Below are 19,039 nucleotides of genomic sequence, written 5' to 3'. Positions count from 1 at the left end.
TGATTGATAAAGGCAAGTGACATCGGTTAATCCGAAGATAAAAAGGGAGGTAGGCCCCTTGCTAGATGTGAACAATTTTGAGTATATGAACATCGGTCTTGCTTCACCGGATAAAATCCGTTCATGGTCTTTTGGTGAAGTGAAAAAGCCTGAAACGATAAACTATCGTACATTGAAACCTGAAAAGGACGGCCTGTTCTGCGAACGCATTTTCGGACCGACTAAGGACTGGGAATGTCATTGCGGCAAGTACAAGCGGGTTCGTTATAAAGGCGTAGTTTGTGACCGTTGCGGAGTTGAAGTAACGCGGGCTAAAGTCCGTCGTGAGAGAATGGGGCATATTGAACTGGCTGCCCCGGTTTCTCACATTTGGTATTTCAAAGGTATTCCGAGCCGTATGGGTCTTGTATTGGATATGTCACCGCGTGCGCTGGAAGAAGTTATTTACTTTGCTTCTTACGTCGTAACTGACCCGGCCAATACACCGCTCGAAAAGAAACAGCTTTTATCTGAAAAGGAATACCGTGCGTATCTGGATAAGTACGGAAACAAATTCCAAGCCTCTATGGGTGCGGAAGCCATTAATAAACTTCTGCAGGACATCGACCTGGTCAAAGAAGTTGATATGTTAAAAGAAGAGCTGAAGACATCTCAAGGGCAGCGCCGTACACGTGCGATCAAACGCCTTGAAGTGCTTGAAGCCTTCCGTAATTCAGGAAACAAGCCGTCTTGGATGATCCTCGACGTGCTTCCGGTTATTCCGCCTGAATTAAGACCGATGGTTCAGCTTGACGGCGGACGTTTCGCAACGTCTGACCTGAACGACCTTTACCGTCGTGTCATCAACCGTAATAACCGTTTAAAACGTCTGTTAGACCTCGGCGCGCCAAGCATCATCGTTCAGAACGAAAAACGTATGCTTCAGGAAGCAGTCGACGCTCTGATTGACAACGGACGCCGCGGCCGTCCGGTTACCGGACCGGGTAACCGTCCGCTTAAATCTCTTTCTCATATGCTGAAAGGGAAACAAGGGCGTTTCCGTCAGAACCTTCTCGGTAAACGTGTAGACTACTCGGGCCGTTCCGTTATCGTCGTAGGTCCGCATCTGAAAATGTATCAGTGCGGTTTGCCGAAGGAAATGGCGCTTGAGCTCTTCAAGCCTTTCGTCATGAAAGAGCTTGTTGAAAAAGGCCTTGCTCACAATATCAAGAGCGCAAAACGCAAAATCGAACGCGTGCAGCCTGAAGTATGGGATGTACTTGAATCTGTCATTAAGGAGCATCCGGTCTTACTGAACCGTGCCCCTACTCTTCACAGATTAGGTATCCAGGCTTTCGAACCGACGCTTGTTGAAGGACGCGCCATCCGTCTTCACCCGTTAGTATGTACAGCTTATAACGCTGACTTTGACGGTGACCAAATGGCCGTTCACGTACCTTTATCAGCTGAGGCTCAAGCTGAGGCGCGCATTCTGATGCTTGCGGCCCAAAACATCTTGAACCCTAAAGATGGTAAACCGGTTGTTACGCCGTCTCAGGATATGGTATTAGGAAACTACTACCTGACGCTTGAGCGCGCCGGAGCAGTCGGCGAGGGTATGGTTTTCAAAAATACGGACGAAGCGCTTCTTGCTTATCAAAACGGTTATGTTCACCTTCATACGAGAGTAGCTGTTGCAGCGAACTCCCTTAAGAATGTGACTTTTACTGAAGAACAGCGTTCAAAATTGTTAATTACAACTGTCGGTAAGCTCGTCTTCAATGAAATTCTTCCGGAATCATTCCCTTACATGAATGAACCAACGAAGAGCAACATTGAAGAGAAGACACCTGACCGTTTCTTCTTAGATAAAGGTGCTGACGTAAAAGCTGTGATTGCTGAACAGCCGATCAACGCACCGTTTAAAAAAGGCATTCTCGGTAAAATCATCGCGGAAATCTTTAAACGATTCCATATCACGGAAACGTCTAAAATGCTTGACCGCATGAAAAACCTCGGTTTCAGATATTCAACGAAAGCCGGCATCACAGTAGGGGTTTCTGATATCGTCGTTCTCGATGATAAACAGGAAATCCTTGAAGAAGCACAAAGCAAAGTTGATAATGTCCTGAAACAGTTCAGACGCGGTTTAATCACCGAAGAAGAACGTTATGAAAGAGTCATTTCAATTTGGAGTTCAGCGAAAGATGTTATCCAAGGCAAACTGATGAAATCATTAGACGAAGTCAACCCGATCTACATGATGAGTGACTCAGGAGCCCGTGGTAACGCATCTAACTTTACACAGCTTGCGGGTATGCGCGGTCTGATGGCCAACCCGGCTGGACGAATCATTGAATTGCCGATTAAATCAAGTTTCCGTGAAGGTCTGACAGTATTGGAGTACTTTATCTCCACTCACGGTGCGCGTAAAGGTCTTGCCGATACCGCCCTGAAAACAGCTGACTCAGGTTACCTTACACGCCGTCTTGTTGATGTTGCGCAGGATGTTATCATTCGTGAAACAGATTGCGGAACAGACCGCGGTATTCTTGCAAAACCGCTCAAAGAAGGCACGGAAATCATCGAGCGTCTGGAAGAGCGTCTGATCGGACGTTTCGCCAGAAAACAGATCAAACATCCTGAAACGGGTGCTGTGCTCATTAACGAAAATGAATTGATCGATGAAGATAAAGCGCTGGAAATCGTTGAAGCCGGAATCGAAGAAGTGTGGATCCGTTCCGCGTTCACATGTAACACTCCTCATGGTGTATGTAAACGATGCTACGGACGTAACCTTGCAACCGGAACTGATGTTGAAGTCGGCGAAGCAGTAGGTATTATCGCCGCTCAATCTATCGGTGAGCCTGGAACACAGTTAACAATGCGTACGTTCCACACAGGCGGGGTTGCCGGAGACGATATCACACAAGGTCTTCCGCGTATCCAAGAGCTTTTCGAAGCGCGTAATCCGAAAGGTCAAGCGACGATTTCTGAGATTGACGGTACAATTGCCGAAATCAATGAAGTCCGCGACAAACAGCAGGAGATTGTTGTTCAGGGCGCTGTTGAGACACGTTCATACACGGCACCTTACAACTCACGCCTGAAAGTGGCTGAGGGTGATCAGATTACCCGCGGTCAAGTGCTGACAGAAGGTTCTATCGATCCGAAAGAACTTCTTAAAGTCACTGACCTGACAACGGTTCAGGAATATCTTCTGCATGAGGTTCAGAAGGTTTACCGTATGCAGGGGGTTGAAATCGGCGATAAACACGTAGAAGTAATGGTTCGCCAGATGCTTCGCAAAGTCCGTGTGATCGATGCCGGAGATACTGATGTTCTCCCTGGCACATTGCTTGATATTCACCAATTTACAGAAGCGAACAAAAAAGTGTTGCTTGAAGGCAATCGACCTGCTACAGGCCGTCCTGTCCTTCTCGGTATCACAAAAGCTTCACTCGAGACGGATTCATTCTTGTCTGCCGCATCATTCCAAGAAACAACACGCGTTCTTACAGATGCTGCGATTAAAGGCAAGCGCGATGAACTTCTCGGCCTGAAAGAGAATGTTATCATCGGTAAACTGGTTCCGGCCGGTACCGGTATGATGAATTACAGAAAAGTAAAACCTGTTTCAAACGTTCAGCCTTCGGAAGATATGGTTCCGGCTGAATAATAGAAACTGCTGCAGGAAAGGCTGTTTCGACAGCTTTTCCTCAGTATTACAATTATTCTGGCGGGGGACTGCACTAAAAAATGTCATACATTGTTGACATCCGTCCCGCAGAGTGATAATATAACCAAGGTGCTCGAAATAAAACCTGTTACTTTGGAGGATATGTTTATGTCTTATGATAAAGTATCACAGGCCAAATCAATTATTATTGGTACGAAGCAAACAGTGAAAGCTCTAAAACGAGGTTCAGTGAAGGAAGTCGTCGTGGCAAAAGACGCGGATTCAGTTCTTACAGCTGGCGTTATCCAGCTTGCAAAGAACCAAAATACCGCTGTCTGTATGGTGGATTCCATGAAAAAGCTCGGCAAAGCCTGCGGAATTGAAGTGGGAGCAGCAGCTGTTGCCATTATGTTATAGCGTACTTTTTGTTTTTATATAAGATATCATTCTTGTGTAAAGACATTGTTTTTTGCCTAATGATGAACCACCTGGGTATGTGGGTTATAAAACGTAATGAAGGGAGGAACACAACATGCCTACAATTAATCAGCTAATTCGCAAGGGACGCGTGAGCAAAGTTGAAAACTCAAAGTCACCTGCACTAAACAAAGGATACAACAGCTTTAAAAAAGAGCACACTAACGTATCTTCTCCACAAAAACGCGGGGTATGTACTCGTGTGGGTACAATGACACCGAAAAAACCGAACTCAGCACTTCGTAAATATGCTCGTGTTCGTTTGACTAACGGAATCGAGGTTACTGCCTACATTCCTGGTATCGGTCACAACCTGCAAGAGCACAGCGTTGTACTGATCCGCGGCGGACGTGTAAAAGACTTACCGGGGGTACGCTACCACATCGTTCGTGGCGCGCTTGATACTGCCGGAGTTGAAAACCGTGCGCAAGGCCGTTCTAAATACGGTACGAAACGTCCTAAAGCAAAGTAATCAAATAAATCATTAAAACTATGAAGGGAGGATATTCAGATGCCACGTAAAGGTCCTGTAGCAAAAAGAGATGTTTTACCTGATCCGCTTTACAACTCTAAGCTGGTATCCCGCCTGATCAACAAAATGATGATCGACGGTAAAAAAGGTAAATCTCAAACAATCCTATACAAGTCATTCGATATCATTAAAGAACGCACTGGCAATGATGCAATGGAGGTTTTCGAACAAGCATTGAAAAACATCATGCCTGTACTTGAAGTAAAAGCACGCCGTGTAGGTGGAGCTAACTACCAAGTGCCTGTAGAAGTTCGTCCTGAACGCCGTACAACTCTTGGTCTTCGCTGGTTGGTTAACTATGCGCGTCTTCGCGGAGAAAAAACAATGGAAGAGCGCCTGGCTAACGAAATTCTTGATGCAGCAAACAACACTGGTGCTGCCGTTAAGAAACGTGAAGACACTCACAAGATGGCAGAAGCGAACAAAGCATTTGCTCACTACCGCTGGTAGGATTCATATAATCAAAATAATAATTCCCTAATAAGGAAGGAGAAATTACCCAATGGCAAGAGAGTTCTCCTTAGAAAAAACTCGTAATATCGGGATCATGGCTCACATCGATGCCGGTAAAACGACTACTACAGAACGGATCTTGTTCTACACAGGCCGTATCCACAAAATTGGCGAAACTCACGAAGGTGCTTCGCAAATGGACTGGATGGAGCAGGAACAAGAACGCGGTATCACAATCACTTCTGCAGCAACGACTGCACAGTGGAAAGGTTACCGTGTAAACATCATCGATACACCGGGACACGTAGACTTCACAGTTGAAGTTGAACGTTCACTCCGTGTACTTGATGGTGCGGTTGCCGTACTTGATGCTCAATCAGGTGTTGAGCCTCAGACAGAAACAGTATGGCGCCAAGCAACAACTTACGGAGTACCGCGTGTTGTATTTGTCAACAAAATGGACAAAATCGGCGCAGACTTCCTTTACTCTGTAGGCACTTTAAGAGACCGTCTTCAAGCTAACGCTCACGCAATTCAATTGCCGATCGGCGCTGAAGACAACTTCGAAGGTATCATCGACTTAGTAGAAAACGTTGCGTATTTCTACGAAGATGACCTTGGAACTCGTTCAGATGCGAAAGAAATCCCTGAAGAGTACAAAGAACAAGCTGAAGAGCTTCGCAGCAGCCTGATTGAAGCTGTAGCTGAGCTTGATGAAGAGCTTATGGAAAAGTACCTTGAAGGTGAAGAAATCACTATCCCTGAACTGAAAGCTGCTATCCGTAAAGGTACACTGAATGTTGAATTCTACCCTGTACTTGTTGGTTCTGCTTTCAAAAACAAAGGTGTTCAGCTTGTACTTGATGCTGTTCTTGACTACCTTCCTGCGCCAACTGATGTTGCTGCAATCAAAGGTGTACGTCCTGACACAGATGAAGAGATCGTTCGTCATTCTTCTGATGAAGAGCCATTCTCTGCACTTGCATTTAAAGTTATGACTGACCCTTATGTCGGTAAGCTGACATTCTTCCGCGTATATTCCGGTACACTTGATTCCGGTTCATATGTAAAGAACTCTACAAAAGGCAAGCGTGAGCGCGTAGGACGTATCCTTCAAATGCACGCTAACAGCCGTGAAGAGATCTCTACTGTATACGCTGGAGACATCGCAGCTGCTGTAGGTCTAAAAGATACTTCTACTGGAGATACTCTATGTGATGAGAAGGATCTTGTAATCCTTGAATCAATGGAATTCCCAGAGCCTGTTATCGACGTAGCGATTGAGCCTAAATCAAAAGCTGACCAAGATAAAATGGGTATCGCTTTAGCTAAACTTGCTGAAGAAGATCCTACATTCCGTACACAAACTAACCCTGAAACGGGTCAAACAATCATCTCTGGTATGGGTGAGCTTCACCTTGATATCATTGTTGATCGTATGAAGCGTGAGTTCAAAGTTGAAGCTAACGTTGGTGCTCCTCAAGTTGCGTACCGTGAGACATTCCGTACCGGTGCAAAAGTTGAAGGTAAATTCGTACGTCAATCAGGCGGACGCGGTCAGTTCGGTCACGTTTGGATCGAATTTGAACCGAACGAAGAAGGCGCTGGCTTTGAATTCGAAAACGCAATCGTCGGTGGTGTTGTTCCTCGTGAATACATCCCAGCCGTACAAGCAGGTCTTGAAGACTCTCTTGAAAATGGTGTCCTAGCCGGATTCCCGCTAATCGACATCAAGGCGAAACTTTTTGATGGATCTTACCATGATGTTGACTCAAACGAAATGGCGTTTAAAGTCGCTGCTTCTATGGCATTGAAAAATGCAGTCAGCAAATGTAACCCAGTTCTTCTTGAACCAATCATGAAAGTTGAAGTTGTTATTCCTGAAGAATACATGGGAGACATCATGGGTGATGTTACTTCTCGTCGCGGACGCGTAGAAGGTATGGAAGCTCGCGGTAACGCTCAAGTTGTGCGTGCGATGGTACCTCTTGCTGAAATGTTCGGTTACGCTACTGCCCTTCGTTCTAACACGCAAGGACGCGGTACGTTCACAATGTTCATGGATCACTACGAAGAAGTGCCGAAGAGCATCGCTGAAGAAATTATCAAAAAAAATAAAGGCGAATAATTGATTTTGCCACTTAACTCAAGTATAACTACTATTGTAAGATGAGGAAGTGAGAGCTTGCTTTCACTTTCTATCACTCTATACATTACTAATTAAAAGCTCTTAAGGAGGATTTTAGAATGGCTAAAGAAAAATTCGACCGTTCCAAATCACATGCCAATATCGGTACAATTGGACACGTTGACCATGGTAAAACAACATTAACTGCTGCTATCTCAACAGTACTTCATAAGAAATCTGGTAAAGGTACAGCTATGGCGTACGATCAAATTGATGGTGCTCCAGAAGAACGTGAGCGCGGTATCACAATCTCTACTGCACACGTTGAGTACGAAACTGACACTCGTCACTATGCACACGTTGACTGCCCAGGACACGCTGACTATGTTAAAAACATGATCACTGGTGCTGCGCAAATGGACGGAGCTATCCTTGTAGTATCTGCTGCTGATGGCCCAATGCCACAAACTCGTGAGCACATCCTTCTTTCTAAAAACGTTGGTGTACCATACATCGTAGTATTCCTTAACAAATGCGACATGGTAGACGACGAAGAGCTTCTTGAGCTTGTTGAAATGGAAGTTCGCGATCTTCTTAGCGAATACGACTTCCCTGGTGATGATGTACCAGTTGTTAAAGGTTCTGCTCTTAAAGCTCTTGAAGGTGACGCTGAGTACGAAGAAAAAATTCTTGAACTTATGGCTGCAGTTGATGAGTACATCCCAACTCCAGAACGCGACACTGACAAACCATTCATGATGCCAGTTGAGGACGTATTCTCAATCACTGGTCGTGGTACAGTTGCTACTGGCCGTGTAGAACGCGGACAAGTTAAAGTCGGTGACGAAGTTGAAATCATCGGTCTTCAAGAAGAAAACAGCAAAACAACTGTTACAGGTGTTGAAATGTTCCGTAAGCTTCTTGACTACGCTGAAGCTGGAGACAACATCGGTGCACTTCTTCGCGGTGTAGCTCGTGAAGATATCCAACGTGGACAAGTACTTGCTAAACCAGGTACAATCACTCCACACAGCAAATTCAAAGCTGAAGTTTACGTTCTTTCTAAAGAAGAGGGTGGACGTCATACTCCATTCTTCTCTAACTACCGTCCTCAGTTCTACTTCCGTACAACTGACGTAACTGGTATCATCAATCTTCCAGAAGGCGTAGAAATGGTTATGCCTGGAGATAACACTGAAATGATCGTTGAACTTATCTCTACAATCGCTATCGAAGAAGGAACTCGTTTCTCTATTCGTGAAGGCGGACGTACAGTTGGTTCAGGCGTTGTTTCTACAATCACTGAGTAATCGACTCGTTCATTAATGCGGGGTCCCTTATGGGGCCTCGTTTTTTTGTTTCCCCGCTGATTCCATGTATAATAGAACGTATACAAATTTTAGGAGCAGACCGATGAACGATAACTTCAAGAAAACCAATCGTATTTCAATGCTTCAGCAATTGCTGATTAATGGCAGTGAACAAACCATTATGATTAATGGTGATGACAGGAGTAATCCGCTGCTTTTATTTTTGCACGGCGGTCCCGGCACGCCTCAAATCGGCTATGCGAGAAAATACCAGAATAAGCTGGAAAAGCATTTCACCGTTGTGAACTGGGATCAGAGAGGGGCGGGTCTCTCTTATTCAAAGGAAATTCCGGGTTCCTCTATGACTTTAAATCAGCTGACAGCCGATACCATTCATTTGACCGAACACTTATGTAAGCAATTCAGCAGGCAAAAAATATATATCGCCGGCTATTCGTGGGGTTCAGTTCTGGCGCTTCCTGTTCTTCAAGAAAGACCTGATTTGTATTATGCGTATATCGGTATCAGTCAGGTGGTTAATATTCAAAAGGAAGAAATGGAAGCTTACCGGCTGATGATGGAATGGAGCAGGCAACGCAAACATTTCCTGCTGGAAAAGACGCTGAGCTTTATCGGAGCGCCTCCATGGGAGAAACAGCTGCAGCGATCGTTATTTCTGCTTTGTATCGAGATGAGGGGAGGGGGCTTTACCCATCATCCGATCGGTGCTCTTAAAGCAGGGGGGCGAATGCTGTTTGGTGAACCGTACGGTGTGAGAGGGTGCTTCTTAGCCGCGCGGGGACAAATGTTCAGCCTGAAACACCTGTGGGAGGATCTCATTTTCTTTGATGCCGGAGAATCAGTTTCTTCTATTATAATACCGTGCTGTTTTATGTCAGGGAGATACGATTTGACGGTCCCGGGGACGACGTCTTATGAATATTATCAGAAGGTTGATGCGCCGTATAAAGAATGGCATTGGTTTGAAAACTCAGCCCATTCGCCTCACTTGGAGGAACCGGATCGCTTTGCCGAAGTTGTCAGCCGGTTCGCATCGTTCCATCTCTGAAAGAAAACAGGCATATCCTTGATTAATCATGGTATCACCTGTATAATAATCAAAGTGTGAAAACCACAAGGTTCTTTAAATAAACCTTGCAACATGCGTCTATTTTCTGTATAATAGTGTATGTTGGTCTTTGACTGCGATGAAGTGAGAGGTTGCTGACACACCCGGCCGCTTTGCCATGGCAAGGTGATCAGGTTTTTCTCACGGAGAACTGTCTAACGTGATGTAGGCGAAAAGGAGGGAAAATAATGGCAAAACAAAAAATTCGTATTCGTTTAAAAGCATATGATCATAGAATCCTTGATCAATCTGCAGAGAAGATTGTTGAAACGGCAAAACGTTCTGGTGCCAGCGTATCTGGTCCGATTCCGTTGCCAACTGAAAAATCAGTTTACACAATCCTTCGTGCGGTGCACAAATACAAAGATTCTCGTGAGCAATTTGAAATGCGTACACATAAACGTTTAATCGACATTGTGAACCCAACACCACAAACTGTTGATGCTCTCATGCGATTAGACTTACCATCTGGTGTCGATATCGAAATCAAACTTTAATTCTAAAATATAGAATGATCTTAATAGGAGGTGTGACGAATGACCAAAGGAATCTTAGGAAGAAAAATTGGTATGACGCAAGTATTCGCAGAGAACGGTGATCTTATCCCGGTAACTGTTATTGAAGCAGCTCCAAACGTTGTTCTTCAAAAGAAAACAGCTGAAAACGATGGCTATGAAGCGATCCAGCTTGGTTTTGACGATAAGCGTGAAAAGCTTTCAAACAAACCGGAAAAAGGACACGTTGCAAAAGCGGAAACTGCTCCTAAGCGCTTCGTTAAAGAATTACGCGGCGTGGATATGGATGCGTATGAAATTGGTCAGGAAGTCAAGGTTGAAATTTTCTCTGCAGGAGAAATCGTAGATGTAACAGGAGTATCTAAAGGTAAAGGTTTCCAAGGTGCAATCAAGCGCCACGGACAATCTCGCGGACCTATGTCTCACGGTTCACGCTACCACCGTCGTCCTGGTTCAATGGGACCTGTAGATCCTAACCGTGTATTCAAAGGTAAACTATTACCTGGACGCATGGGCGGAGATCAAATCACTGTCCAAAACCTTGAAATCGTAAAAGTAGATGCTGAGCGCAATCTTCTTTTGATTAAAGGTAACGTACCTGGTGCGAGAAAAACTTTAATCACTGTTAAAAGTGCTGTTAAATCTAAATAAGTCTCTTAGGAAAGGAGGAAATTGATCATGCCAAAAGTAGCATTATACAACCAAAACGGTTCTACTGCTGGTGATATCGAATTAAACGCGTCTGTATTTGGAATTGAGCCAAATGAGAGCGTAGTATTCGACGCTATTCTTATGCAAAGAGCTTCCTTACGTCAAGGATCTCACAAAGTAAAAAATCGTTCTGAAGTACGCGGCGGAGGTCGCAAACCATGGCGTCAAAAAGGTACAGGTCGTGCCCGTCAAGGTTCAATCCGTTCACCGCAATGGCGCGGAGGTGGTGTCGTATTCGGCCCAACACCACGCAGCTATTCTTACAAATTACCTAAAAAAGTTCGCCGCTTGGCAATCAAATCAGTATTGTCTTCTAAAGTGAACGACAACAACATTATTGTTCTTGAAGATCTTACTCTTGATACGGTTAAAACAAAAGAAATGGCAGCTATCCTTAAAGGATTATCTGTTGAGAAAAAAGCTTTAATCGTAACTGCGGATGCAAACGAAGCAGTATCTCTTTCTGCACGCAACATCCCTGGAGTTACAGTTGTTCAAGCTAACGGAATCAACGTGTTAGACGTTGTCAACCACGAGAAGCTTCTGATTACAAAAGCTGCGGTTGAAAAAGTAGAGGAGGTGCTTGCATAATGAAAGATCCTCGTGATGTTCTTAAGCGCCCCGTCATTACTGAACGTTCTGCTGATTTAATGACTGAAAAAAAATATACTTTTGAAGTTGATGTAAGAGCTAACAAAACAGAAGTGAAAGATGCAGTTGAAAGTATCTTTGGAGTGAAAGTTGACAAAGTCAACATCATGAACTACAAAGGGAAATCAAAACGTGTCGGCCGCTACACTGGTATGACTAGCCGTCGCAGAAAAGCGATCGTAAAACTTACTGCAGACAGCAAAGAAATCGAAATTTTTGAAGCTTAATTATCTGTAAAAAGAAGGAGGGAAATTCAAAATGGCGATTAAAAAGTATAAACCGACCTCTAACGGACGTCGTGGCATGACAACTTCAGATTTTGCTGAAATCACGACTGACCAGCCGGAAAAATCCTTGCTTGCGCCCCTTCACAAAAAAGGCGGACGTAACAACCAAGGTAAATTGACTGTACGTCACCAAGGTGGCGGACACAAACGCCAATACCGTGTTATCGACTTCAAACGCGATAAAGATGGTATACCTGGACGCGTTGCTACAGTTGAGTACGATCCAAACCGTTCAGCTAACATTGCACTAATCAACTATGTAGACGGAGAAAAACGTTACATTCTTGCACCAAAAGGAATTCAAGTAGGTACTGAAATCATGTCCGGCCCTGAAGCTGACATCAAAGTAGGTAACGCACTTCCGCTTATCAACATCCCTGTTGGTACAGTTGTGCATAACATTGAATTAAAACCTGGTAAAGGCGGACAGCTTGTACGTTCAGCTGGTACATCTGCTCAGGTTCTTGGTAAAGAAGGCAAATACGTTCTTGTACGTCTTAACTCTGGTGAAGTTCGCATGATCCTTTCTGCTTGCCGCGCTTCTATCGGTCAAGTAGGTAACGAGCAGCACGAACTTATCAACGTTGGTAAAGCAGGACGCTCTCGCTGGAAAGGCATCCGCCCTACAGTCCGCGGTTCTGTAATGAACCCTAACGATCACCCGCACGGTGGTGGTGAAGGTCGCGCGCCAATCGGACGTAAATCACCAATGTCTCCTTGGGGCAAACCGACTCTTGGATTCAAGACACGTAAGAAAAAGAACAAATCTGATAAATTTATCGTACGTCGTCGTAAAAATAAATAACGGGGTTGTCTACGGTTCATTTCGGACCGTAGTGCAATCACGAAGGGAGGTTCCAAAATGGCTCGCAGCTTGAAAAAAGGACCATTTGTCGATGGACACTTGATGACAAAAATCGAGAAATTAAATGAAACGGACAAGAAACAAGTTGTAAAAACTTGGTCTCGCCGTTCAACTATTTTCCCACAATTTATCGGTCACACTATCGCAGTATATGACGGACGTAAACACGTGCCTGTATTCATTTCTGAAGACATGGTAGGCCACAAGTTGGGCGAATTCGCACCGACTCGTACTTACAAAGGCCACGCCAGTGACGATAAAAAAACAAGACGCTAAGAGAGGAGGCTTTTAAATGCAAGCTAAAGCTGTTGCAAGAACAGTCCGTATTGCTCCTCGTAAAGCACGTCTAGTAATGGACCTGATTCGAGGTAAGCAAGTAGGCGAAGCAGTATCTATCCTGAACTTAACTCCGAGAGCTGCTTCTCCGATCATCGAAAAAGTTTTAAAATCTGCTATCGCAAATGCTGAGCACAACTACGAGATGGACGCTAACAATCTGGTTATTTCTCAGGCATTTGTTGACGAAGGCCCAACGTTAAAAAGATTCCGCCCGCGTGCTATGGGACGTGCGAGCCAAATCAACAAACGTACGAGCCACATTACAATCGTTGTATCAGAAAAGAAGGAGGGATAAGTAGTGGGTCAAAAGGTAAATCCAGTCGGTCTTCGTATCGGAGTCATTCGTGATTGGGAATCTAAGTGGTACGCTGGTAAAGATTACGCTGACTTCCTGCACGAAGATTTAAAAATTCGTGAATTCATTAGCAAACGCCTTTCTGACGCTTCTGTTTCTAAAGTAGAAATCGAGCGCGCAGCAAACCGCGTTAACATTACGATCCACACTGCTAAGCCTGGTATGGTAATCGGTAAAGGCGGATCTGAAGTTGAAGCACTTCGTAAAGCCCTTAACAGCCTTACTGGCAAGCGTGTACACATTAACATTCTTGAAATCAAAAGAGCAGATCTTGATGCTCAGCTTGTAGCTGACAACATCGCTCGTCAACTAGAAAACCGTATTTCTTTCCGCCGTGCGCAGAAACAACAAATCCAACGCACTATGCGTGCTGGAGCACAAGGTGTGAAAACAATGGTTTCCGGCCGTCTTGGCGGAGCTGATATCGCTCGTTCTGAATACTACAGTGAAGGAACTGTTCCATTGCACACTTTACGTGCTGACATCGACTATGCAACATCTGAAGCTGACACAACTTACGGTAAGCTTGGTGTAAAAGTCTGGATCTATCGTGGAGAGGTTCTTCCTACTAAGAAGAAAACTGAGGAAGGAGGAAAATAATATGTTATTACCAAAACGCGTTAAATATCGCAGAGAGCATCGCGGAAAAATGCGCGGTCGCGCTAAAGGCGGTACTGAAGTACATTTTGGTGAGTACGGTATCCAGGCTCTTGAAGCTTCTTGGATCACGAACCGCCAAATCGAAGCTGCACGTATTGCGATGACTCGTTACATGAAACGTGGCGGTAAAGTTTGGATTAAAATTTTCCCTTCAAAACCTTACACTGCTAAACCGCTTGAGGTACGGATGGGTTCCGGTAAAGGGGCTCCTGAAGGCTGGGTAGCTGTTGTAAAACCGGGCAAAGTTTTATTTGAGATTTCTGGTGTGTCTGAAGAGGTAGCTCGTGAAGCTCTTCGTCTTGCATCTCACAAATTGCCAATTAAAACGAAGTTCGTAAAACGTGAAGAAATTGGTGGTGAATCAAATGAAAGCTAATGAAATTCGTGACCTTACCACTGCTGAAATTGAACAAAAAGTAAAGTCTCTTAAAGAAGAACTTTTCAATCTTCGCTTTCAATTAGCGACAGGACAACTTGAAAATACTGCTCGCATTCGTGAAGTGCGCAAAGCTATCGCGCGCATGAAAACTGTGATTCGTGAAAGAGAAATTGCTGCCAACAAATAATCACTGAGGGGAGGTCGTGAGCATGAGCGAACGTAACCAACGCAAAGTTTACCAAGGCCGTGTTGTTTCTGACAAAATGGATAAAACCATCACTGTTGTTGTTGAAACATACAAAAAGGATCCTATTTACGGTAAACGCGTAAAATACTCGAAGAAATTCAAAGCACATGATGAAAATAACCAAGCTAAAATCGGAGACATCGTAAAGATCATGGAAACTCGTCCATTATCTGCAACTAAGCGTTTTCGTCTAGTAGAAGTTGTCGAAGAAGCTGTTATTATCTAATAAAGTTCGGAATTCTTTTTCCGAAGGGAGGTAACAAATAATGATTCAACAAGAGACTCGTTTAAAAGTTGCTGACAACTCCGGTGCGCGTGAGGTACTTACTATTAAAGTTCTTGGCGGTTCTGGACGTAAAACGGCTAACATTGGTGATGTAATTGTTTGCACGGTTAAACAAGCAACACCAGGAGGCGTTGTCAAAAAAGGTGAAGTCGTAAGAGCTGTTATCGTTCGCACAAAGAGCGGAGCACGCAGAACTGACGGATCATACATCAGCTTCGATGAGAATGCATGTGTTATCATCCGTGACGACAAGAGCCCGCGTGGAACTCGTATCTTCGGACCGGTTGCCCGTGAATTACGTGAAAACAACTTCATGAAAATTGTTTCTCTGGCTCCAGAAGTTATCTAATGAAATAAATGCCTTACTCAAGGAGGTGCGATCAGGATGCATGTGAAAAAAGGCGATAAAGTAATGGTTATCTCTGGTAAAGATAAAGGCAAACAAGGTACGATCCTTGCTGCTTTCCCTAAAAAGGACCGCGTTCTAGTTGAGGGCGTAAACATGGTGAAGAAGCACTCTAAACCAACTCAAGCAAACCCTCAAGGCGGTATTTCTAATCAAGAGGCGCCAATTCATGTATCAAACGTTATGCCGCTCGATCCTAAAACAGGTGAAGTGACTCGCGTAGGATACAAAGTGGAAGATGGCAAAAAAGTTCGTGTTGCAAAAAAATCTGGGCAAGTCTTAGATAAATAGTATTTAAAGGAAGGGAGGTCTATCTCATGAACCGCCTTAAAGAAAAGTACAATAAAGAAATTTCACCTGCTTTAATGACGAAGTTCAACTACGACTCTGTTATGCAGGTGCCAAAAATCGAAAAAATCGTAATCAACATGGGTGTTGGTGATGCTGTTCAAAACGCGAAAGCAATCGACAGTGCTGTTGAAGAATTAACGTTTATCGCAGGTCAAAAACCTGTCGTTACTCGTGCGAAGAAATCAATTGCTGGATTCCGTCTTCGTGAGGGAATGCCTATCGGTGCGAAAGTAACTCTTCGCGGAGAGCGCATGTATGATTTCCTTGATAAACTTATTTCTGTATCTTTACCGCGTGTACGTGACTTCCGCGGGATTTCTAAGAAATCTTTCGACGGTCGCGGAAACTACACTCTTGGTATCAAAGAACAGTTAATCTTCCCTGAAATTGACTACGATAAAGTAACAAAGGTTCGCGGAATGGACATCGTTATTGTAACGACTGCTAACTCTGACGAAGAGGCTCGTGAGCTATTAACTCAAGTAGGTATGCCGTTCCAGAAATAATCAATGAAAGGGAGGCGAAATCGTGGCTAAAAAGTCAATGATTGCGAAACAACAACGTACACCAAAGTTTAAAGTGCAAGAGTACACTCGCTGTGAACGCTGCGGACGTCCGCACTCAGTCATTCGTAAATTTAAACTTTGCCGTATTTGTTTCCGTGAGCTTGCATATAAAGGACAAATTCCTGGCGTGAAAAAAGCCAGCTGGTAATCCCCAAGAATGGGAAGGAGGTAATTATATAATGGTTATGACAGATCCAATTGCAGATATGCTGACTCGTATTCGCAATGCAAACATGGTACGTCATGAGAAGCTTGAAATTCCTGCTTCTAAATTGAAAAGAGAAATTGCTGACATTTTAAAGCGTGAAGGTTTCATTCGTGACGTTGAGTTCGTAGAAGACAGCAAACAAGGTATCATCCGCGTTTTCTTGAAATACGGACAAAACAACGAGCGCGTTATCACTGGTCTTAAAAGAATCAGCAAACCAGGTTTGCGTGTATACGCTAAATCAAATGAAGTACCTCGCGTACTTAACGGTCTTGGAATCGCGATTATTTCTACATCACAAGGTGTTTTAACGGACAAAGAAGCCCGTGCAAAACAAGCTGGTGGAGAAGTTCTAGCATACGTTTGGTAAGAAGTTTAACAAGAATGGAGGTGTTTTAGTATGTCTCGTGTAGGAAAAAAACTGCTTGAGATCCCTTCTGGAGTTACAGTAACGCTGAACGAAGGCAACACTGTAGCTGTAAAAGGACCAAAAGGAGAATTAACTCGTACTTTCCATCCTGATATGGAAATCAAAATTGAGGACAACGTGCTTACAGTTACTCGTCCTTCTGATCACAAAGAGCACCGTGCGCTGCATGGTACGACTCGCAGTCTGCTTGGAAACATGGTTGAAGGCGTATCTAAAGGATTTGAAAGAGGTTTGGAATTAGTCGGTGTCGGTTATCGTGCGGCTAAATCCGGAAACAAACTTGTTTTAAACGTTGGATACTCTCACCCTGTTGAGATCGTTCCTGAAGAGGGCATCGAAATCGAAGTTCCTTCTCAAACTAAAGTAGTTGTAAAAGGTACAGACAAAGAGCGTGTAGGAGCTATCGCTGCTAACATCCGCGCTGTACGTTCTCCAGAGCCTTACAAAGGTAAAGGAATCCGCTACGAAGGTGAAGTTGTTCGCCGTAAAGAAGGTAAATCTGCTAAGTAAGACCGCTTAAAGTGAAGAAAGGAGTGACCTAAGGATGATTACGAAAACTAGCAAAAATGCTGCTCGTCAAAAAAGACATGCCCGTGTTCGTGCTAAACTTTCAGGCACAGCTGAAAGACCTCGTCTGAATGTGTTCCGTTCAAACAAACACATTTATGCTCAAATCATCGATGATGTAAATGGCGTTACACTTGCTAGTGCCTCTACTCTCGATAAAGATTTGAACGTGGAAAGCACTGGTGACAGCGCTGCTGCTGCTAAAGTCGGTGAACTCGTTGCGAAACGCGCTTCTGAGAAAGGTGTTTCTGACGTAGTATTTGACCGCGGTGGATACTTATACCATGGACGTGTAAAAGCTCTGGCCGATGCAGCTCGTGAAGCCGGACTGAAATTTTAATAAAAAAAGGAGGGACACATGATTATGCGTCGTATTGACCCAAGCAAATTAGAGTTAGAAGAACGCTTAGTTACGGTTAACCGCGTAGCGAAAGTTGTTAAAGGTGGTCGTCGTTTCCGTTTCGCAGCTCTAGTCGTTGTCGGTGACAAAAACGGTCACGTAGGTTTCGGTACTGGTAAAGCACAAGAAGTACCTGAAGCAATCCGCAAAGCTGTTGAAGATGCGAAAAAGAATTTGATTGAAGTACCAATGGTTGGAACTACGATTCCACACGAAATCATCGGACGTTTCGGTGCAGGCAATATCTTGTTGAAACCTGCTTCTGAAGGTACTGGAGTTATCGCTGGAGGCCCTGTACGTGCGGTACTTGAGCTTGCTGGCGTTGCTGATATCCTTTCTAAGTCTTTAGGTTCTAACACACCGATCAACATGATCCGTGCAACACTTCAAGGTTTAAGTGAGCTTAAACGTGCCGAAGAGGTTGCGAAGCTTCGTGGAAAATCTGTAGAAGAACTGTTAGGATAAGGAGGGAACATTAATGGCTAAATTAGAAATTACCCTCAAACGCAGTGTAATCGGTCGCCCGGAAGATCAGCGCGTTACTGTAAGAACACTTGGTTTAAAGAAAACAAACCAAACTGTCGTTCATGAAGATAACGCTGCGATCCGCGGTATGATTAATAAAGTATCTCATCTAGTTTCTGTTAAAGAACAATAAAAATAAATTATAGGCTAAGGAGGTGTCCTAATGAAACTTCATGAATTAAAGCCTTCAGAAGGTTCACGTAAAGTACGCAATCGCGTAGGTCGTGGTATTGGTTCTGGTAACGGTAAAACAGCTGGTAAAGGTCACAAAGGTCAAAACGCTCGTTCTGGCGGCGGTGTACGCCCTGGATTCGAGGGGGGACAAATGCCTTTATTCCAACGTCTTCCTAAACGCGGTTTTACAAACATCAACCGTAAGGATTACGCTATTGTGAACGTAGACAAATTGAACGGTTTTGCGGAAGGAACGGAAGTCACTCCTGAACTTCTTCTTGAGACTGGTGTTATTAGCAAACTTAATGCAGGAGTAAAGATTCTTGGCAACGGTAAATTAGAGAAAAAATTAACTGTAAAAGCCAATAAATTCTCTGCTTCTGCGAAAGAAGCTGTTGAAGCTGCTGGCGGTACAGCTGAGGTGATCTAA

At 44.2% G+C, this 19,039-nt stretch carries 28 protein-coding genes; all 28 read left to right on the top strand.

Annotated elements, in window-relative coordinates; genetic code table 11:
• Positions 1–58 precede the first annotated feature (58 nt).
• The 28 genes from rpoC (at position 59) to rplO (ending at position 19,039) form a co-directional block, all read left to right on the top strand.
• Positions 59–3,658: a DNA-directed RNA polymerase subunit beta' gene (gene rpoC / locus HWY38_RS05775; protein ID WP_007410398.1), complete on the top strand. Its 3,600-nt coding sequence runs from the start codon at positions 59–61 to the stop codon at positions 3,656–3,658.
• A 168-nt stretch (positions 3,659–3,826) separates the two neighbouring features.
• Positions 3,827–4,075, top strand: coding sequence for a 50S ribosomal protein L7ae-like protein (locus tag HWY38_RS05770; RefSeq protein WP_003156443.1), 249 nt, complete (start codon positions 3,827–3,829; stop codon positions 4,073–4,075).
• Between the two features lie 115 nt (positions 4,076–4,190).
• The gene (rpsL, locus tag HWY38_RS05765; RefSeq protein WP_003156445.1) at positions 4,191–4,607 is read left to right on the top strand and encodes a 30S ribosomal protein S12; all 417 of its coding nucleotides are present in this window, start codon (positions 4,191–4,193) and stop codon (positions 4,605–4,607) included.
• A gap of 39 nt (positions 4,608–4,646) precedes the next feature.
• Positions 4,647–5,117, top strand: a complete 471-nt coding sequence (rpsG, locus tag HWY38_RS05760; protein WP_003156447.1) for a 30S ribosomal protein S7 — start codon at positions 4,647–4,649, stop codon at positions 5,115–5,117.
• A 52-nt stretch (positions 5,118–5,169) separates the two neighbouring features.
• Positions 5,170–7,248 carry an elongation factor G gene (fusA, locus tag HWY38_RS05755; RefSeq protein WP_007410399.1) on the top strand — a complete coding sequence of 693 codons (2,079 nt, stop codon included), beginning with the start codon at positions 5,170–5,172 and terminating at the stop codon, positions 7,246–7,248.
• 119 nt (positions 7,249–7,367) lie between these two features.
• On the top strand, positions 7,368–8,558 hold the full coding sequence (gene tuf / locus HWY38_RS05750) for an elongation factor Tu (protein WP_007410400.1): 1,191 nt from the start codon (positions 7,368–7,370) through the stop codon (positions 8,556–8,558).
• A gap of 103 nt (positions 8,559–8,661) precedes the next feature.
• Positions 8,662–9,627, top strand: a complete 966-nt coding sequence (locus HWY38_RS05745; protein WP_224181434.1) for an alpha/beta fold hydrolase — start codon at positions 8,662–8,664, stop codon at positions 9,625–9,627.
• Positions 9,628–9,875: 248 nt separating this feature from the next.
• Positions 9,876–10,184 (top strand): 30S ribosomal protein S10, encoded by a 309-nt coding sequence (gene rpsJ / locus HWY38_RS05740; protein ID WP_003156464.1) that lies wholly within the window; start codon positions 9,876–9,878, stop codon positions 10,182–10,184.
• A gap of 39 nt (positions 10,185–10,223) precedes the next feature.
• Positions 10,224–10,853 (top strand): 50S ribosomal protein L3, encoded by a 630-nt coding sequence (gene rplC, locus HWY38_RS05735; RefSeq protein WP_007410402.1) that lies wholly within the window; start codon positions 10,224–10,226, stop codon positions 10,851–10,853.
• A 27-nt stretch (positions 10,854–10,880) separates the two neighbouring features.
• Positions 10,881–11,504 (top strand): 50S ribosomal protein L4, encoded by a 624-nt coding sequence (gene rplD / locus HWY38_RS05730; RefSeq protein ID WP_007615239.1) that lies wholly within the window; start codon positions 10,881–10,883, stop codon positions 11,502–11,504.
• Positions 11,504–11,791 carry a 50S ribosomal protein L23 gene (gene rplW, locus HWY38_RS05725; RefSeq protein WP_003156467.1) on the top strand — a complete coding sequence of 96 codons (288 nt, stop codon included), beginning with the start codon at positions 11,504–11,506 and terminating at the stop codon, positions 11,789–11,791. Before rplD ends, rplW begins: the two co-directional genes overlap by 1 nt.
• A gap of 31 nt (positions 11,792–11,822) precedes the next feature.
• Positions 11,823–12,656, top strand: a complete 834-nt coding sequence (gene rplB / locus HWY38_RS05720; RefSeq protein ID WP_003156470.1) for a 50S ribosomal protein L2 — start codon at positions 11,823–11,825, stop codon at positions 12,654–12,656.
• Between the two features lie 57 nt (positions 12,657–12,713).
• Positions 12,714–12,992: a 30S ribosomal protein S19 gene (rpsS, locus tag HWY38_RS05715; RefSeq protein WP_003156472.1), complete on the top strand. Its 279-nt coding sequence runs from the start codon at positions 12,714–12,716 to the stop codon at positions 12,990–12,992.
• A gap of 16 nt (positions 12,993–13,008) precedes the next feature.
• Positions 13,009–13,350, top strand: a complete 342-nt coding sequence (rplV, locus tag HWY38_RS05710; RefSeq protein ID WP_003156475.1) for a 50S ribosomal protein L22 — start codon at positions 13,009–13,011, stop codon at positions 13,348–13,350.
• 3 nt (positions 13,351–13,353) lie between these two features.
• Entirely contained in the window at positions 13,354–14,010 is a 657-nt protein-coding gene (rpsC, locus tag HWY38_RS05705) for a 30S ribosomal protein S3 (protein ID WP_003156476.1), read from the top strand.
• A 1-nt stretch (position 14,011) separates the two neighbouring features.
• Entirely contained in the window at positions 14,012–14,446 is a 435-nt protein-coding gene (rplP, locus tag HWY38_RS05700) for a 50S ribosomal protein L16 (protein WP_003156478.1), read from the top strand.
• Positions 14,436–14,636 carry a 50S ribosomal protein L29 gene (gene rpmC, locus HWY38_RS05695; protein WP_003156482.1) on the top strand — a complete coding sequence of 67 codons (201 nt, stop codon included), beginning with the start codon at positions 14,436–14,438 and terminating at the stop codon, positions 14,634–14,636. The genes rplP and rpmC overlap by 11 nt, the downstream gene beginning before the upstream one ends.
• Positions 14,637–14,658: 22 nt before the next feature.
• On the top strand, positions 14,659–14,922 hold the full coding sequence (rpsQ, locus tag HWY38_RS05690; RefSeq protein ID WP_003156484.1) for a 30S ribosomal protein S17: 264 nt from the start codon (positions 14,659–14,661) through the stop codon (positions 14,920–14,922).
• A gap of 40 nt (positions 14,923–14,962) precedes the next feature.
• Positions 14,963–15,331: a 50S ribosomal protein L14 gene (gene rplN / locus HWY38_RS05685; RefSeq protein WP_007410404.1), complete on the top strand. Its 369-nt coding sequence runs from the start codon at positions 14,963–14,965 to the stop codon at positions 15,329–15,331.
• A gap of 36 nt (positions 15,332–15,367) precedes the next feature.
• Positions 15,368–15,679 carry a 50S ribosomal protein L24 gene (gene rplX / locus HWY38_RS05680; RefSeq protein ID WP_003156486.1) on the top strand — a complete coding sequence of 104 codons (312 nt, stop codon included), beginning with the start codon at positions 15,368–15,370 and terminating at the stop codon, positions 15,677–15,679.
• Positions 15,680–15,705: 26 nt separating this feature from the next.
• Entirely contained in the window at positions 15,706–16,245 is a 540-nt protein-coding gene (gene rplE / locus HWY38_RS05675; RefSeq protein ID WP_003156487.1) for a 50S ribosomal protein L5, read from the top strand.
• 22 nt (positions 16,246–16,267) lie between these two features.
• Entirely contained in the window at positions 16,268–16,453 is a 186-nt protein-coding gene (gene rpsN / locus HWY38_RS05670) for a 30S ribosomal protein S14 (RefSeq protein ID WP_003156488.1), read from the top strand.
• 31 nt (positions 16,454–16,484) lie between these two features.
• Positions 16,485–16,883 carry a 30S ribosomal protein S8 gene (rpsH, locus tag HWY38_RS05665; protein ID WP_003156489.1) on the top strand — a complete coding sequence of 133 codons (399 nt, stop codon included), beginning with the start codon at positions 16,485–16,487 and terminating at the stop codon, positions 16,881–16,883.
• Between the two features lie 30 nt (positions 16,884–16,913).
• Positions 16,914–17,453, top strand: a complete 540-nt coding sequence (gene rplF / locus HWY38_RS05660; protein ID WP_003156490.1) for a 50S ribosomal protein L6 — start codon at positions 16,914–16,916, stop codon at positions 17,451–17,453.
• Positions 17,454–17,487: 34 nt separating this feature from the next.
• On the top strand, positions 17,488–17,850 hold the full coding sequence (gene rplR, locus HWY38_RS05655; RefSeq protein ID WP_003156492.1) for a 50S ribosomal protein L18: 363 nt from the start codon (positions 17,488–17,490) through the stop codon (positions 17,848–17,850).
• Between the two features lie 24 nt (positions 17,851–17,874).
• On the top strand, positions 17,875–18,375 hold the full coding sequence (gene rpsE / locus HWY38_RS05650) for a 30S ribosomal protein S5 (RefSeq protein WP_003156493.1): 501 nt from the start codon (positions 17,875–17,877) through the stop codon (positions 18,373–18,375).
• A 13-nt stretch (positions 18,376–18,388) separates the two neighbouring features.
• Positions 18,389–18,568 carry a 50S ribosomal protein L30 gene (rpmD, locus tag HWY38_RS05645; RefSeq protein WP_003156497.1) on the top strand — a complete coding sequence of 60 codons (180 nt, stop codon included), beginning with the start codon at positions 18,389–18,391 and terminating at the stop codon, positions 18,566–18,568.
• A gap of 30 nt (positions 18,569–18,598) precedes the next feature.
• Positions 18,599–19,039, top strand: coding sequence for a 50S ribosomal protein L15 (gene rplO / locus HWY38_RS05640; RefSeq protein WP_007410405.1), 441 nt, complete (start codon positions 18,599–18,601; stop codon positions 19,037–19,039).

Source organism: Bacillus sp. KS1 (assembly GCF_020075515.1).
Lineage (GTDB): Bacteria > Bacillota > Bacilli > Bacillales > Bacillaceae > Bacillus > Bacillus velezensis.
The sequence above is the reverse complement of the archived record's forward strand: the minus strand, read 5'-3'. Positions and strand labels throughout refer to the sequence as shown.

Coding starts and splice junctions, on each gene's coding strand:
- rplV (WP_003156475.1), top strand. CDS start 13,009: ATGCAAGCTAAAGCTGTTGCAAGAACAGTCCGTATTGCTCCTCGTAAA.
- HWY38_RS05770 (WP_003156443.1), top strand. CDS start 3,827: ATGTCTTATGATAAAGTATCACAGGCCAAATCAATTATTATTGGTACG.
- rplX (WP_003156486.1), top strand. CDS start 15,368: ATGCATGTGAAAAAAGGCGATAAAGTAATGGTTATCTCTGGTAAAGAT.
- rpsG (WP_003156447.1), top strand. CDS start 4,647: ATGCCACGTAAAGGTCCTGTAGCAAAAAGAGATGTTTTACCTGATCCG.
- rplO (WP_007410405.1), top strand. CDS start 18,599: ATGAAACTTCATGAATTAAAGCCTTCAGAAGGTTCACGTAAAGTACGC.
- HWY38_RS05745 (WP_224181434.1), top strand. CDS start 8,662: ATGAACGATAACTTCAAGAAAACCAATCGTATTTCAATGCTTCAGCAA.
- rpsQ (WP_003156484.1), top strand. CDS start 14,659: ATGAGCGAACGTAACCAACGCAAAGTTTACCAAGGCCGTGTTGTTTCT.
- rpsL (WP_003156445.1), top strand. CDS start 4,191: ATGCCTACAATTAATCAGCTAATTCGCAAGGGACGCGTGAGCAAAGTT.
- rplN (WP_007410404.1), top strand. CDS start 14,963: ATGATTCAACAAGAGACTCGTTTAAAAGTTGCTGACAACTCCGGTGCG.
- rpmC (WP_003156482.1), top strand. CDS start 14,436: ATGAAAGCTAATGAAATTCGTGACCTTACCACTGCTGAAATTGAACAA.
- rplE (WP_003156487.1), top strand. CDS start 15,706: ATGAACCGCCTTAAAGAAAAGTACAATAAAGAAATTTCACCTGCTTTA.
- rpsS (WP_003156472.1), top strand. CDS start 12,714: ATGGCTCGCAGCTTGAAAAAAGGACCATTTGTCGATGGACACTTGATG.
- tuf (WP_007410400.1), top strand. CDS start 7,368: ATGGCTAAAGAAAAATTCGACCGTTCCAAATCACATGCCAATATCGGT.
- rpsJ (WP_003156464.1), top strand. CDS start 9,876: ATGGCAAAACAAAAAATTCGTATTCGTTTAAAAGCATATGATCATAGA.
- rpsH (WP_003156489.1), top strand. CDS start 16,485: ATGGTTATGACAGATCCAATTGCAGATATGCTGACTCGTATTCGCAAT.
- rpmD (WP_003156497.1), top strand. CDS start 18,389: ATGGCTAAATTAGAAATTACCCTCAAACGCAGTGTAATCGGTCGCCCG.
- rplP (WP_003156478.1), top strand. CDS start 14,012: ATGTTATTACCAAAACGCGTTAAATATCGCAGAGAGCATCGCGGAAAA.
- rplD (WP_007615239.1), top strand. CDS start 10,881: ATGCCAAAAGTAGCATTATACAACCAAAACGGTTCTACTGCTGGTGAT.
- rplB (WP_003156470.1), top strand. CDS start 11,823: ATGGCGATTAAAAAGTATAAACCGACCTCTAACGGACGTCGTGGCATG.
- rplC (WP_007410402.1), top strand. CDS start 10,224: ATGACCAAAGGAATCTTAGGAAGAAAAATTGGTATGACGCAAGTATTC.
- rplF (WP_003156490.1), top strand. CDS start 16,914: ATGTCTCGTGTAGGAAAAAAACTGCTTGAGATCCCTTCTGGAGTTACA.
- rplW (WP_003156467.1), top strand. CDS start 11,504: ATGAAAGATCCTCGTGATGTTCTTAAGCGCCCCGTCATTACTGAACGT.
- fusA (WP_007410399.1), top strand. CDS start 5,170: ATGGCAAGAGAGTTCTCCTTAGAAAAAACTCGTAATATCGGGATCATG.
- rpsE (WP_003156493.1), top strand. CDS start 17,875: ATGCGTCGTATTGACCCAAGCAAATTAGAGTTAGAAGAACGCTTAGTT.
- rplR (WP_003156492.1), top strand. CDS start 17,488: ATGATTACGAAAACTAGCAAAAATGCTGCTCGTCAAAAAAGACATGCC.